The following is a 12,489-nucleotide window of genomic DNA, read 5'->3' as shown; positions in this document are numbered from 1 at the left end:
CTGGAGCGCACCCGGCGCTGCGGCGGTTCAGCGGCGCGATCGGCGCCTCGCCAGCAGCACCACGCCGATCGCGAGCGCGGCGAGCAGTGCGCCGCCGAGCCCCGAGAAGAGCACCGTGGGCAGGTTGGACTGCTCCGGTGCCGCCGCCGTGAGCTGCTGCCGGTCGGCCGCGCTCCGCCGGTACGCCTCGGCCAGTTCGTTGCCGTTGCCGCCCCGGGCGACGGCGTCCAGTTGGGACACCGCCGTGGCGTCCCGTCCGGTGAAGTACGCGTCGAGCCCGCGCCGGTAGAGCCGGTCGGCGTCGCCGAGCGTGGGCGCGACCCCGGCCTCGGCGAGCAGCTCCCGGGCGGCGGTGACCGGCACGACGGCCCGGTTGGCCCCGCCCGCCCCGGACCGGTCGTTGGTGAGCACGCCGACGACCCGGCCGGCCGGGTCGAGGGCGACGCCGCCGTGGGAGTAGATGCCGATGTCGTCGCCGATCCGGAACAGCGGCACGGTGCCCTGGCCGGTGTCGGTGGCGGTGACCTGCACGGTCTTCGAGCGCAGCGTGTAGGTGGCGTCGCGGAAGTCGGCGTCGACGGTGTGGTAGCCGGCGACCACCACCACGCCGCCCGGCGTCAGCGCGGCGGCGTCGCCCAGCTCGACGCCGGGCAGGTCGGGCCGGGCGACCTTGACCAGGGCGAGGTCCCCGGCGTCGGCGGCGCGGGTGCGGACCACCTCGCCGGCGATCGCGGGGGTGCCGGTCAGCCCGCCGGTGGCCTGGTTGAGCTGCACGAAGACCTGGCTCGACGGGGGGCGGTCCGGCTCCTTGCCGGTGAACCGGGTGCCGGCCGTCCGCGACCGGACCCAGCCGTCGAGCGCGCCCGAGGTGAGCTTCTTCCCGGCGACGAGGATCCGGCCGAGGGTGTAGAGGGCCCGCTCCCGGGCGACCGGCTCGTCGGGGGCGACGCACTGGCCGTTGGTGAGCACGTGCCCGGCGGGGTCGACCACGAAGCCGCTGCACCGCCGCTGGAACGTGACGGGCGTCGGGTTGAGCAGCGCCCCGGTCCGCCCGTCGCGCAGGTATCCGTTGAAGACGGCCTCGACGAAGACGAGCCCCGGCGCGGCGGTGGCGAGCGCCCGTTCCTGCGCGCTGTAGGGGGCCGCCTGGCTCCACGGGCGGAAGCCGGCGGCGGGGGTGGCGGTCGGGAACGCCCCGGCGGGGCCGGCCGGCGGCGGCGCGTCCGCGCCCCGGGTGACGGCCCAGACGGCGAGCCCGCCGCCTGCGGCGAGCACGGCCAGGGCCAGCGCCGCGACGCCGAGCCGCAGCCCGGTGCGCGGGCGGGACGGCGGGGACGGCTGGATGCGCCGGGCGGGCGACGCGAACGGGTCGTGCGGCGGCCCGGGGTCGGCGGGCCCGGGGTGGGCGGCCGGCGGGTCCGCCGGTGGGGTCGCGACGACCGGCGAACCGGTGGCGTGCGCCGCCCAGACCGGCGGCGCCCCCGAGCTGGGCGCACCGGACACGGGCACCCCGGAGCTGGGGATCCCCGAGCCGGGCGGGCCCGAGATCGGGACGCCCGAGGCGGGGATACCCGAGGCGGGCTGGCCGGAGGCGGGCACGGCCGAGCTGGGCACGCCCGAGGTCGGGGTGGCCGGGGCGACCGGGGTGGTCGCCGGCATCGCCCGGGTGGCCGGGTCGCCGACGGGCTCCAGGTGGGGCGAGCGCAGCGGCATGCCGAGCAGCCCGAAGAGCTTGTCGGCGGCGTTCTCCACCTCGGCCGGATAGGCCACCCAGGGGCGGGCGGCGGCGAAGTCGGCGTTGACGTAGCGGGGGCCGCCCGGGGTCTGCGCGAGGGTGTCCGCCGCGTTGGTGAACGCCTCCCGCCAGGGCTGGTCGGCGGCGGCGGCGCCCTCCAGCACGGCGACGGTCAGCAGCCGGTCCTGACTGTCCACCGCCCACCAGGCGCTGCCGACCTGGCAGACGCCCGACGCCTCGGTGAACCTGTACGGACCTTCCGGCTGCATGCCCCACTCCTCTGTTCACCCGCCGTGCGGATAGTACCGAGGCGGCACGACGCGGGAGGCCGTCGCGGGGTTGCCCCTGAAAGTTTTCATGCATAGGGTCGAGACATGAATGAAGGAGGCACGGTCGGGGCGTCCGCCGACCGGGTGCTCGACCTCTTCCAGGGCGTCCGGCTCACCCCGACGCAGCGGCGCATCGCGCACAGCCTGGTGCAGCACGCCGCCGCGGCGGCGTACCTGTCGGCGGCCGAGGTGGCCGAGCTGGCCGGCGTCAGCCAGCCGTCGGTGACCCGGTTCGCCGTGGCGCTCGGCCACGACGGCTACCCGGCGCTGCGCCGCCGGCTGCGGGAGCTGACCGGCGCCGCCGGCGCCGGCGAGCCCTCCGGCGGCGGCAACGAGCTGCAACGCGCCGTCGGCACCGAGGTGGCCAACCTGGAGCGGCTGGCCGGCGAGCTCGCCGACACCGACCGGATCGCCGCCGTCGGCAAGCTGCTCGCCGCGAGCCGCCCCCTGCCGGTGCTCGGGCTGCGGGCCGCCGCGCCGCTGGCGGCGTACTTCGCGTTCTTCGCCGCGAAGGTGCACCCCGACGTGCGGGTGCTCGACGACGGCGGCAGCCTGCTCGCCGACCGCCTGGAGCAGGCCGCGGCGGCCGGCGCGACCGCCCTGCTGGCCTTCGTGCTGCCCCGCTACCCCCGGGAGACCCTCGACGCGCTGGCCGAGGCGCGGGCCGCCGGGCTGACGGTGGTGGCGATCACCGACTCACCGGTCAGCCCCGCGACCGAGCACGCCGAGGTGGTGCTCCCGGCCGCCGTCGGCACCGACCTCGTGTTCGACCTGCACACCGCACCGATGACCCTGGCGATGGTGGTCCTGTCGGCCATCTGCGACGCCGCCCCCGCCGAGACCCAACGCCGGCTGGAGGCGTTCGAGTCCTCCGCCGCCCGCCGCCAGTTGTTCCTCGGCTGAGAGGAGAGACGAGATGCCCCAGCCCGTCCGCGCCGCCCGGGGGGCCGCGCTCACCGCCCGGGGGTGGCCGCAGGAGGCCGCCCTGCGGATGCTGATGAACAACCTCGACCCGGAGGTGGCCGAGCGCCCCGACGACCTGGTCGTCTACGGCGGCACCGGGCGGGCGGCGCGGGACTGGCCGTCGTACCACGCGCTGGTGCGCACGCTCACCGACCTGCGCGACGACGAGACGATGCTGGTGCAGTCCGGCCGACCGGTCGGGGTGCTGCGCACCCACGAGTGGGCCCCCCGGGTGCTCCTGGCCAACTCCAACCTGGTCGGCGACTGGGCCACCTGGCCGGAGTTCCGCCGCCTGGAGTCCCTCGGCCTGACCATGTACGGGCAGATGACGGCCGGTTCGTGGATCTACATCGGCACCCAGGGCATCCTCCAGGGCACCTACGAGACGTTCGCGGCCGTCGCCGCGAAGTTCGCCGGCGCCCGCGGCGACGGGCAGCAGCACGGAGGCGGCACCCTCGCCGGCACGCTGACGCTCACCGCCGGCTGCGGCGGGATGGGCGGGGCGCAGCCCCTCGCGGTCACCATGAACGGCGGCGCGTGCCTGATCGTCGACGTCGACCGGTCCCGGCTGGACCGCCGGGTGCGCGACCGCTACCTCGACGAGGTCGCCGACTCCCTCGACGACGCTCTCGACCGGGTGCTCGCCGCGAAGCGGGACCGCCGGGCGCTGTCGGTCGGCGTCGTCGGCAACGCGGCCACGGTCTTCCCCGAGCTGCTGCGCCGGGGCGTGGCGATCGACGTCGTCACCGACCAGACCAGCGCGCACGACCCGCTGTCGTACGTGCCGGAGGGGGTGGAGCTGGCCGACGCGCCCGACTACGCGAAGGCGAAGCCGGCCGAGTTCACCGACCGGGCGCGGGCGTCGATGGCCAAACACGTCGAGGCGATGGTCGGCTTCCTCGACGCCGGCGCGGAGGTCTTCGACTACGGCAACTCGATCCGGGGCGAGGCGCGCCTCGGCGGGTACGAGCGGGCGTTCGACTTCCCGGGCTTCGTGCCCGCGTACATCCGGCCGCTGTTCTGCGCGGGCAAGGGCCCGTTCCGCTGGGCGGCGCTCTCCGGCGACCCGGCCGACATCGCCGCCACCGACCGGGCGATCCTCGACCTGTTCCCCGAGAACGAGTCGCTGGCCCGGTGGATCCGGCTGGCCGGCGAGCGGGTCGCGTTCCAGGGCCTGCCGGCGCGGATCTGCTGGCTCGGCTACGGCGAGCGCGACCGCGCCGGGGTGCGGTTCAACGAGATGGTCGCCTCCGGCGAGCTGTCCGCGCCGGTGGTGATCGGCCGCGACCACCTCGACTGCGGCAGCGTCGCCAGCCCCTACCGGGAGACCGAGGCGATGGCCGACGGCTCCGACGCGATCGCCGACTGGCCGCTGCTCAACGCGCTGGTCAACACGGCCAGCGGGGCGTCCTGGGTGTCCATCCACCACGGCGGCGGGGTCGGCATCGGCCGGTCCCTCCACGCCGGCCAGGTCTGCGTCGCCGACGGCACCGCCCTGGCCGGGCAGAAGATCGAGCGGGTGCTCACCAACGACCCGGCGATGGGCGTCATCCGGCACGTCGACGCCGGCTACGACGCCGCCCGCGAGGTCGCCGCCCGCACCGGCGTCCGCGTCCCGATGGCCGAGGCGCAAGGAGGGGCCCCTTGTTGACGCATCCCGCAGGTGAAGGGCCCCCTCCTAACCACCACCACGGCAACGAACGCCGGTTCCGCGAGCTGTGGGACGAGATCGCGCCGATCGGCCGCGACGCCGGCAGCGGCGGCTACCTGCGGTACGCGTTCACGACCCCCGAGCTGGCGCTGCGCGACTGGTTCCGGGCGCAGGCCGACCGCCGGGGCATGCCGGTGACCGTGGACGGCAACGGCAACCTCTTCGCCCGCTGGGGCGAGCCCGCCGCGCCCGGGGCGGTGCTGACCGGCAGCCACTTCGACTCGGTGCCGCACGGCGGCGCGTACGACGGGCCGCTCGGCATCGTCAGCGCGTTCCTCGCCGTGGACGAGCTGCGCGCCGCGGGCGTCACCCCGTCCCGGCCCCTCGTGGTGGCCGCGTTCGCCGAGGAGGAGGGGGCCCGGTTCGGCGTACCCTGCCTGGGGTCGAGGCTGCTCACCGGCGCGCTCGACGCCGACCGCGCGGCCGGGCTGCGCGACGCCGACGGGGTGAGCCTGGCCGAGGCGCTGGGCGACCGGCCGGCGGGCCCCCGCCCCGACCTGCTCGGCGGCTGGTCGTGCTTCGTGGAGCTGCACGTCGAGCAGGGCCGCGCGCTGGTCGACCAGGGCGCGCCCGTCGCGGTCGCCAGCGCCATCTGGCCGCACGGCCGCTGGCGCTTCGACTTCCACGGCGAGGGCAACCACGCCGGTACGACCCGGATGGCCGACCGCCGCGACCCCATGCTCACGTACGCGTTCACGGTGCTCGCGGCCAACAAGGAGGCCCGGCTGCGCGGCGCGCACGCCACGGTGGGCCGGGTCCGGGTCGAGCCGAACGCCACCAACGCGATCCCGGCGCGGGTGACCGGCTGGCTGGACGCCCGCGCCGCCGACCCGGAGACCGTCGCCGGCCTGGTCGAGGCGGTCCGCGCGAAGGCCGCCGAGCGGGCCGGGCGCGACGGCACGGAGGTGACGGTGACCGAGGAGTCGGCGACCCCGCTGGTCGGCTTCGACGGCGACCTCGGCGGGCGGCTCGCCGCGCTGCTCGACGCGCCGGTGCTGCCCACCGGGGCGGGCCACGACGCGGGCATCCTCGCCGGGCACCTGCCCACGGCGATGCTGTTCGTGCGCAACCCGACCGGGGTGTCGCACTCCCCCGCCGAGGCGGCCACCGACGCCGACTGCGCCGCCGGGGTCACCGCCCTGGCCCGGGTGCTGGCGGAGCTGACGTGCCGATGACCGGGGAGCCGCGCCGATGACCGCCACCCGCTGGCTCGCCGAACACGCGTGGCTGCCCGACCGGCCCGGGCCCACCGCCGACGTGCTGATCGAGGCCGACGGCGGCCGGATCACCGCCGTCACCCCGCTGTCGGCCGGCGGCGCGCCCACCGCCGGGGTCGAGGTGCTGGCCGACGCCGTACGGCTGCCCGGGCTGACCCTGCCAGGCCTGGCCAACGCCCACTCGCACGCGTTCCACCGCGCCCTACGCGGGCGCACCCAGGGCACGGACGGCGGGCCGGGCGGGCGGGGCGACTTCTGGAGCTGGCGCGACCGGATGTACGAGGTGGCCGCCCGCCTCGACCCGGACAGCTACCTGGCCCTGGCCCGCGCCGCGTACGCCGAGATGGCCCTCGCCGGGTTCACCTGCGTCGGCGAGTTCCACTACCTGCACCACGGCCCCGACGGCACCCGCTACGCCGACCCGAACGCGATGGGCGCGGCCCTGATCGAGGCCGCCGCCCAGGCCGGCGTCCGGCTCACCCTGCTCGACACGCTCTACCTGACCGCCACCGTGGACGGCGCGCCGCTCGCCGGCCCACAGCGGCGCTTCGGCGACGGCGACGTCGACGGGTGGTCCGACCGGCACGACCGGCTGGCCGCCGCGCCGCACGCCCGGATCGGGGCGGCGCTGCACTCGGTGCGGGCGGTGCCGGCCGACCAGATAGCCACCTTCGCCGCCCGCAACGAGGGGGTGCCGCTGCACGTGCACCTGTCCGAGCAGCCGGCCGAGAACGACGCCTGCCGGGCCGCGCACGGGGTCACCCCGACCCGGCTGCTGGCCGACCGGGGGGCGCTCACCCCGGCCACGACCGCCGTGCACGCCACCCACCTCACCAGCGCCGACGTGACGCTGCTCGGCGACGCCGGCACCGGCGTCTGCCTCTGCCCGACCACCGAACGGGACCTGGCCGACGGCATCGGGCCGGCGCGGCGGCTCGCCGACACGGGCGTCGCCCTGAGCCTGGGCAGCGACAGCCACGCCGTCGTCGACCCGTTCGAGGAGGCGCGGGCGGTGGAGCTGGACGAGCGGCTGCGCACCCGCCGCCGGGGGCACTTCGCCCCGGCGGAGCTGCTGACCGCCGCGACCGCCGCCGGGCACGCCGCGCTGGGCTGGGCCGACGCCGGCCGGCTCGCCGTCGGGGCCCGCGCCGACCTGGTGACCGTGCGCCTGGACAGCGCCCGCACCGCCGGGGTGCCGCCCGTCGGTGCGTTCTTCGCGGCGACCGCCGCCGACGTCGCCTCGGTGGTCGTCGACGGCCGGCAGGTCGTCGCCGACGGGCGGCACCTCACCGTGGACGTGCCCGCCGAGCTGCACGCCGCCATCGGGGCGGTGACCCGGTGATCGGCAGCCTGCTGGTCGACGACATCGGCGAGCTGGTCACCAACGTCGCCGGCACCGGCGACGGCGGCCCGCTCGGCCTGCGCCGCGACGCCGCCGTGCTGATCGAGGACGGGCGGGTCGCCTGGGTCGGGCCGGCGCGCTACGCGCCCGCCGCCGACCGCCGCATCGACGCGCAGGGCGGCGCGGTCCTGCCGGGCTTCGTGGACAGCCACGCCCACCTGGTCTTCGCCGGGGACCGGGCCGCCGAGTTCGCCGCCCGGATGGCCGGCGAGCCGTACACGGGCGGCGGCATCCGCACCACGGTCGGCGCGACCCGCGCCGCCTCCGACGGCCAACTGCGGGCCACCGTGCGCCGGCTGGTCGGCGAGGCGATGCGGCAGGGCACCACCACGATCGAGACCAAGAGCGGGTACGGCCTCACCGTCGCCGACGAGGCCCGGTCGCTGCGGATCGCCGCCGAGGTGACCGGCGAGACCACGTTCCTCGGCGCGCACGTCGTCCCCGCCGAGTACGCGGGCCGCCCCGACGACTACGTGGGCCTGGTCTGCGGGCCGATGCTCGCCGCCGCCGCGCCGTACGCCCGCTGGGTCGACGTGTTCTGCGAGCGGGGCGCGTTCGACGCCGACCACGCGCGGGCGATCCTCACCGTCGGGCAGGCCGCCGGGCTCGGGGTGCGGCTGCACGCCAACCAGCTCGGCCCCGGCCCGGGGGTGCAGCTCGGCGTCGAGTTGGGCGCGGCCAGCGTCGACCACTGCACCCACCTGTCCGACGCCGACGTCGACGCGCTCGCCGGCTCGACGACCGTGGCCACCCTGCTGCCGGGGGCGGAGTTCTCCACCCGGTCGCCGTACCCGGACGCGCGGCGGCTGCTCGACGCGGGCGTGACCGTGGCACTCGCGACGGACTGCAACCCCGGGTCGTCGTACACCTCGTCGATGCCGTTCTGCGTCGCGCTCGCCGTACGCGAGATGCGGATGACCCCGGCGGAGGCCGTGTGGGCCGCGACCGCCGGGGGCGCGCGGGCGCTGCGCCGCGACGACGTCGGGGTGCTGCGGCCCGGCGCGCGGGCCGACCTGATCGTCCTCGACGCCCCGTCCCACCTGCACCTGGCCTACCGGCCCGGTGTTCCCCTGATCCGCCAGGTCCTGCACAACGGAGTGCCGCAATGTCGATCGTGACCGTCCAGCCCACCGGGGTCTCCCCCGCCGACGTGCTCGCCGTGGCGCGCGGCGCCGCGAAGGTCGTCCTCGACCCGTCCACCGTGGCGGCGATGGCCACCAGCCGGTCCATCGTGGACGGCATCGAGGCCGCCGGCCGCCCCGTGTACGGCGTCTCCACCGGGTTCGGGGCCCTGGCCAACACGTTCGTCGCCCCCGATCGGCGGGCCGAGCTGCAGCACGCGCTGATCCGCTCGCACGCCGCCGGGGTGGGCGCGCCGATGCCGCGCGAGGTGGTCCGGGCGATGATGCTGCTGCGGGTCCGCTCGCTGGCGCTGGGCCGCTCCGGGGTCCGCCCGCTCGTCGCCGAGGCCCTGGTCGACCTGCTCAACGCCGACGTCACCCCGTGGGTGCCGGAGCACGGGTCGCTCGGCGCGTCCGGCGACCTGGCCCCGCTCGCGCACTGCGCGCTGGTGCTGCTCGGCGAGGGCTGGGTGCTCGGCCCGGCCGGCGAGCGGCTGCCCGCCGCCGAGGCCCTGGACGCGGCCGGGCTGGCCCCGGTCGAGCTGGCCGCGAAGGAGGGGCTGGCGCTGATCAACGGCACCGACGGCATGCTCGGCATGCTGCTGCTGGCGATCCGCGACGCGGCCCACCTGTTCACCATGGCCGACGTGACGGCGGCGCTGGCCATCGAGGCGATGCTCGGCTCGGAGCGGCCGTTCCTGCCGGAGCTGCACGCGATCCGGCCGCACCCCGGCCAGTCCGTGTCGGCCGCGAACATCCACCGGCTGCTCCAGGACTCCGCCGTGATGGACTCGCACCGCGACGACCTGGCGCACGCCGTGCAGGACGCGTACTCGATGCGCTGCGCGCCGCAGGTGGCCGGGGCGGCCCGCGACACGCTCGACTTCGTGCGGGCGGTGGCCGACCGGGAGCTGGTGTCCGTGGTGGACAACCCGGTGGTGCTGCCCGACGGCCGGGTCGAGTCGACCGGCAACTTCCACGGCGCGCCGCTCGGCTTCGCCGCCGACTTCCTGGCCATCGCCGCCGCCGAGGTCGGGGCGATCGCCGAACGGCGGGTGGACCGGCTGCTCGACGTCACCCGCAACCGGGACCTGCCGGCGTTCCTCTCCCCCGACGCCGGGGTCAACTCGGGGCTGATGATCGCCCAGTACACGGCCGCCGGGATCGTCGCGGAGAACCGCCGGCTCGCCGCGCCCGCCTCGGTGGACTCCCTGCCGACCAGCGGCATGCAGGAGGACCACGTGTCGATGGGCTGGGCGGCGACCAAGAAGCTGCGCACCGTGCTGGACAACCTGACGAGCCTGCTCGCCGTGGAGCTGCTGGCCGCCGTGCGGGGCCTCCAGCTGCGCGCCCCGCTCACGCCGTCCCCGGCCGGGCGGGCGGCCCTCGCGGCGCTCGGCGGGGCCGCCGGTGAGCCGGGGCCGGACGTCTTCCTCGCCCCGCTGATGGAGGCCGCCCGCGCCGTGGTGGCCGGGCCGGAGCTGCGGGCGGCGATCGAGCGGCAGATCGGCCCGCTGGGCTGAGCGTCGCCGTCCCGCCCGGCGGCCCGCCGTCCCATCCCGCCCGCCCAGCGCCCCGCCCCCGCCCCGCGCCGCCTCAGCTCCCGAGGATCGCCACGCCGATCAGGACCGGCACCGCCGCCACGGTGGACAGCAGCACCGCGTCCCGGGCCAGCACGACGCCCCGGTCGTAGCGGACCGCGTAGACGAAGACGTTCTGCGCGGTCGGCAACGCGGCCGTGACAGTGCAGGCCAGCACCGTCGGCTGCGGCAGCCCCAGCGCGTGCCGCGCCACGAGGTACGCGACGACGGGCTGGGCCAGGGTCTTCAGCGCGACGGCCAGCCACACGTCCCGCCCGGTGTCCCCGGAGCCGGGCCGGGGCGCGCCGTGCAGCGACAGCCCGTACGACAGCAGGGCGGCGGGCACGGCCATCGCCGCCACCAGCTCCACCGGCCGCAGCACGGGCTCCGGCGGCAGCCAGCCGGTCAGGTTGACGGCCAGGCCCAGGGCGCAGCCCACCGTGACCGGATTGGCCAGCGGCGCGACCACCGACCGGGCCACCGACCGCCGACCGCCGACCGCCGTGTCCAGCACGGCGAAGGCGACCGGTGCCATCACGACGAGCTGGAACATGATGACCGGCGCGATGAACGACGCGTCGCCAAGGACGTAGACCGCGACGGGGATGCCGATGTTCGCCGCGTTCACGTACGACGACGTGAGCGCCCCGATCGTGGCCTCCGCCGTCGGACGCCGCCACAGCAGCCGCGCGACCAGCACGAACACCGTCGCCACGACGGCGGTGCCCGCGACCGTGACGACCAAGGCGGCCGAGAAGACCTCGCGCAGGTCGGCGTGGGCGACCGTGTCGAACAGCAGTGCCGGGGTCGCGACGAAGAACGCCACCCGGGACAGCACGGTGGACGCCCCCGGCCCGAGCACGCCGAGGCGGCCCACCAGGTAGCCGACGCCGATGACGGCGCCGATGACGGCGAAGCCCGTCAGCACACCAGGCACGTCGCCACCCGGCCGACCGCCGCCCGCCCCGCCGTCAGGCCGCCGGCGGCAGCACCTTCGCGACCAGCTTCGCCAGCTCGCGCAGCGCCTTGCCCCGGTGGCTGATCGCGTCCTTTTCCTGCGGGGTCAGCTCCGCGTTGGTGCGGTCCTGGCCGTCGCCGAGGAAGATCGGGTCGTACCCGAAGCCGCCCTCGCCGCGCGGCGCGCGCAGCAGCCGACCGGCCTGGCGGCCGTCGACCAGGTGCTCCTTGCCGCCGGGCAGCACCAGGGCCACCGTGCAGACGAAGGACGCGCCCCGGTGCTCGTCGGGCAGGTCGGCGATCTGGTCCAGCACCAGCTCCAGGTTGGCCCGGTCGTCACCGTGCTTGCCGGACCAGCGGGCGCTGAACACCCCCGGCATGCCGTTGAGCGCGTCCACGGCGAGGCCGGAGTCGTCGGCGATGGTCGGCAGGCCCGTGCGCCGGCAGCCCTCCCGCGCCTTGATCAGCGCGTTCTCGCCGAAGGTCAGGCCGGTCTCGGGCAGCTCCGGGTATTCCTCGACGTCGTCGAGGCCGAGCAGGGCGACCCGGTGCGCGCCGAGCGCGCCGTCGAGGATCCGCTGCAGCTCGACGAGCTTCTTGCGGTTACGGGTGGCGAGCAGAACCTTCGTCATGACAGTGCCTTCCGCTGGGCCTCGGCCAACTCCGCGCAGCCGGCGACGGCCAGGTCGAGCAGGGCGTCGAGCTGGTCGCGGGCGAAGACGCCGGACTCGCCCGTGCCCTGCACCTCGACGAACTCGCCGGTCCCGGTGCAGACCACGTTCATGTCGACCTCGGCGGCCACGTCCTCTTCGTAGCAGAGGTCCAGCCGGGCCTCGCCGGCGATCACGCCGACGCTGACGGCGGCGACGGAGCGGTGCATCACCTTCTCCGGCTTGCCGGCCAGCGCCTTGCGGGCGGCCAGCCAGGTCACCGCGTCGTGCAGCGCCACGTACGCCCCGGTGATGGCCGCGGTGCGGGTGCCGCCGTCGGCCTGGAGCACGTCGCAGTCGAGGACGACGGAGTTCTCGCCGAGGGCCTTGAGGTCGATGGCGGCCCGCAGGCTGCGGCCGATCAGCCGGGAGATCTCGTGGGTGCGCCCGCCGACCTTGCCCCGGACGCTCTCCCGGTCGGAGCGGGTGTTCGTGGCGCGGGGCAGCATCGCGTACTCGGCGGTCACCCAGCCGAGCCCGGAGCCCTTGCGCCAACGGGGCACCCCCTCGGTGACGCTGGCGGTGCAGAGCACCCGCGTCCCGCCGAACTCGACGAGCACGGAGCCCTCCGGGTGGGTGCTCCAGCCCCGGCTCAGGGTCACCGGTCGGAGTTGGTCGGGCCGCCGCCCGTCAGGTCGCGCCATCCCTGCACCCTATGCGGTGCGGCGGACGGGTCCGCCGCGGGTCCCGCCCTGCGCGCTCGCGTCGGCGCACGCCGGATCGGCGCGCTCGCCGGCCCAGCGGTTAGGAGGGCACCCTGTACT

10 protein-coding genes are annotated in these 12,489 nt (G+C 76.6%); 6 read left to right on the top strand and 4 right to left on the bottom strand.

Translation table 11 applies throughout. The annotated features are described in order from the left end of the window. Window positions 1–27: 27 nt before the first annotated feature. Complete coding sequence (locus tag LPU61_RS02235) at window positions 28–2,004, bottom strand: trypsin-like peptidase domain-containing protein (RefSeq protein WP_229403930.1); 1,977 nt, start codon at window positions 2,002–2,004, stop codon at window positions 28–30. A gap of 105 nt (window positions 2,005–2,109) precedes the next feature. Here LPU61_RS02235 and LPU61_RS02230 point away from each other — a divergent pair, with 105 nt between their 5' ends. The 6 genes from LPU61_RS02230 to hutH are packed head-to-tail and all read left to right on the top strand — an operon-like array spanning window position 2,110 to window position 10,001. Further along, on the top strand, window positions 2,110–2,967 hold the full coding sequence (locus tag LPU61_RS02230; protein WP_229403929.1) for a MurR/RpiR family transcriptional regulator: 858 nt from the start codon (window positions 2,110–2,112) through the stop codon (window positions 2,965–2,967). Window positions 2,968–2,980: 13 nt separating this feature from the next. Continuing rightward, window positions 2,981–4,678: a urocanate hydratase gene (gene hutU, locus LPU61_RS02225; RefSeq protein ID WP_043962184.1), complete on the top strand. Its 1,698-nt coding sequence runs from the start codon at window positions 2,981–2,983 to the stop codon at window positions 4,676–4,678. Beyond that, window positions 4,672–5,913, top strand: coding sequence for an allantoate amidohydrolase (locus LPU61_RS02220; protein ID WP_374199568.1), 1,242 nt, complete (start codon window positions 4,672–4,674; stop codon window positions 5,911–5,913). The genes hutU and LPU61_RS02220 overlap by 7 nt, the downstream gene beginning before the upstream one ends. Before the next feature lie 16 nt (window positions 5,914–5,929). Next, window positions 5,930–7,297 carry a formimidoylglutamate deiminase gene (locus LPU61_RS02215; RefSeq protein ID WP_229403927.1) on the top strand — a complete coding sequence of 456 codons (1,368 nt, stop codon included), beginning with the start codon at window positions 5,930–5,932 and terminating at the stop codon, window positions 7,295–7,297. Further along, a complete protein-coding gene (gene hutI, locus LPU61_RS02210; RefSeq protein ID WP_229404549.1) occupies window positions 7,297–8,475 on the top strand; it encodes an imidazolonepropionase in 1,179 nt (392 codons plus the stop codon). Before LPU61_RS02215 ends, hutI begins: the two co-directional genes overlap by 1 nt. Then, the gene (gene hutH / locus LPU61_RS02205; RefSeq protein WP_043962181.1) at window positions 8,463–10,001 is read left to right on the top strand and encodes a histidine ammonia-lyase; all 1,539 of its coding nucleotides are present in this window, start codon (window positions 8,463–8,465) and stop codon (window positions 9,999–10,001) included. Before hutI ends, hutH begins: the two co-directional genes overlap by 13 nt. A 73-nt stretch (window positions 10,002–10,074) precedes the next feature. Here the strand turns inward: hutH and LPU61_RS02200 are convergent, their stop codons facing one another. From LPU61_RS02200 to rph, 3 genes are read right to left on the bottom strand one after another with little or no spacing between them, the layout of a single operon-like run. Continuing rightward, window positions 10,075–10,995 (bottom strand): AEC family transporter, encoded by a 921-nt coding sequence (locus tag LPU61_RS02200; RefSeq protein ID WP_229403926.1) that lies wholly within the window; start codon window positions 10,993–10,995, stop codon window positions 10,075–10,077. A 34-nt stretch (window positions 10,996–11,029) separates the two neighbouring features. Further along, window positions 11,030–11,647, bottom strand: a complete 618-nt coding sequence (gene rdgB, locus LPU61_RS02195) for an RdgB/HAM1 family non-canonical purine NTP pyrophosphatase (protein ID WP_043962179.1) — start codon at window positions 11,645–11,647, stop codon at window positions 11,030–11,032. Continuing rightward, window positions 11,644–12,369 (bottom strand): ribonuclease PH, encoded by a 726-nt coding sequence (rph, locus tag LPU61_RS02190; RefSeq protein WP_229403925.1) that lies wholly within the window; start codon window positions 12,367–12,369, stop codon window positions 11,644–11,646. The genes rdgB and rph overlap by 4 nt, the downstream gene beginning before the upstream one ends. Window positions 12,370–12,489: the final 120 nt, after the last annotated feature.

Origin of the sequence: Micromonospora sp. NBRC 110038, assembly GCF_020884815.1 — a bacterium.
Classification (GTDB): Bacteria; Actinomycetota; Actinomycetes; order Mycobacteriales; family Micromonosporaceae; genus Micromonospora; species Micromonospora haikouensis.
The sequence above is the reverse complement of the archived record's forward strand: the minus strand, read 5'-3'. Positions and strand labels throughout refer to the sequence as shown.

Coding starts and splice junctions, on each gene's coding strand:
- LPU61_RS02235 (WP_229403930.1), bottom strand. CDS start 2,004: ATGCAGCCGGAAGGTCCGTACAGGTTCACCGAGGCGTCGGGCGTCTGC.
- LPU61_RS02215 (WP_229403927.1), top strand. CDS start 5,930: ATGACCGCCACCCGCTGGCTCGCCGAACACGCGTGGCTGCCCGACCGG.
- rdgB (WP_043962179.1), bottom strand. CDS start 11,647: ATGACGAAGGTTCTGCTCGCCACCCGTAACCGCAAGAAGCTCGTCGAG.
- rph (WP_229403925.1), bottom strand. CDS start 12,369: ATGGCGCGACCTGACGGGCGGCGGCCCGACCAACTCCGACCGGTGACC.
- hutU (WP_043962184.1), top strand. CDS start 2,981: ATGCCCCAGCCCGTCCGCGCCGCCCGGGGGGCCGCGCTCACCGCCCGG.
- hutH (WP_043962181.1), top strand. CDS start 8,463: ATGTCGATCGTGACCGTCCAGCCCACCGGGGTCTCCCCCGCCGACGTG.
- LPU61_RS02230 (WP_229403929.1), top strand. CDS start 2,110: ATGAATGAAGGAGGCACGGTCGGGGCGTCCGCCGACCGGGTGCTCGAC.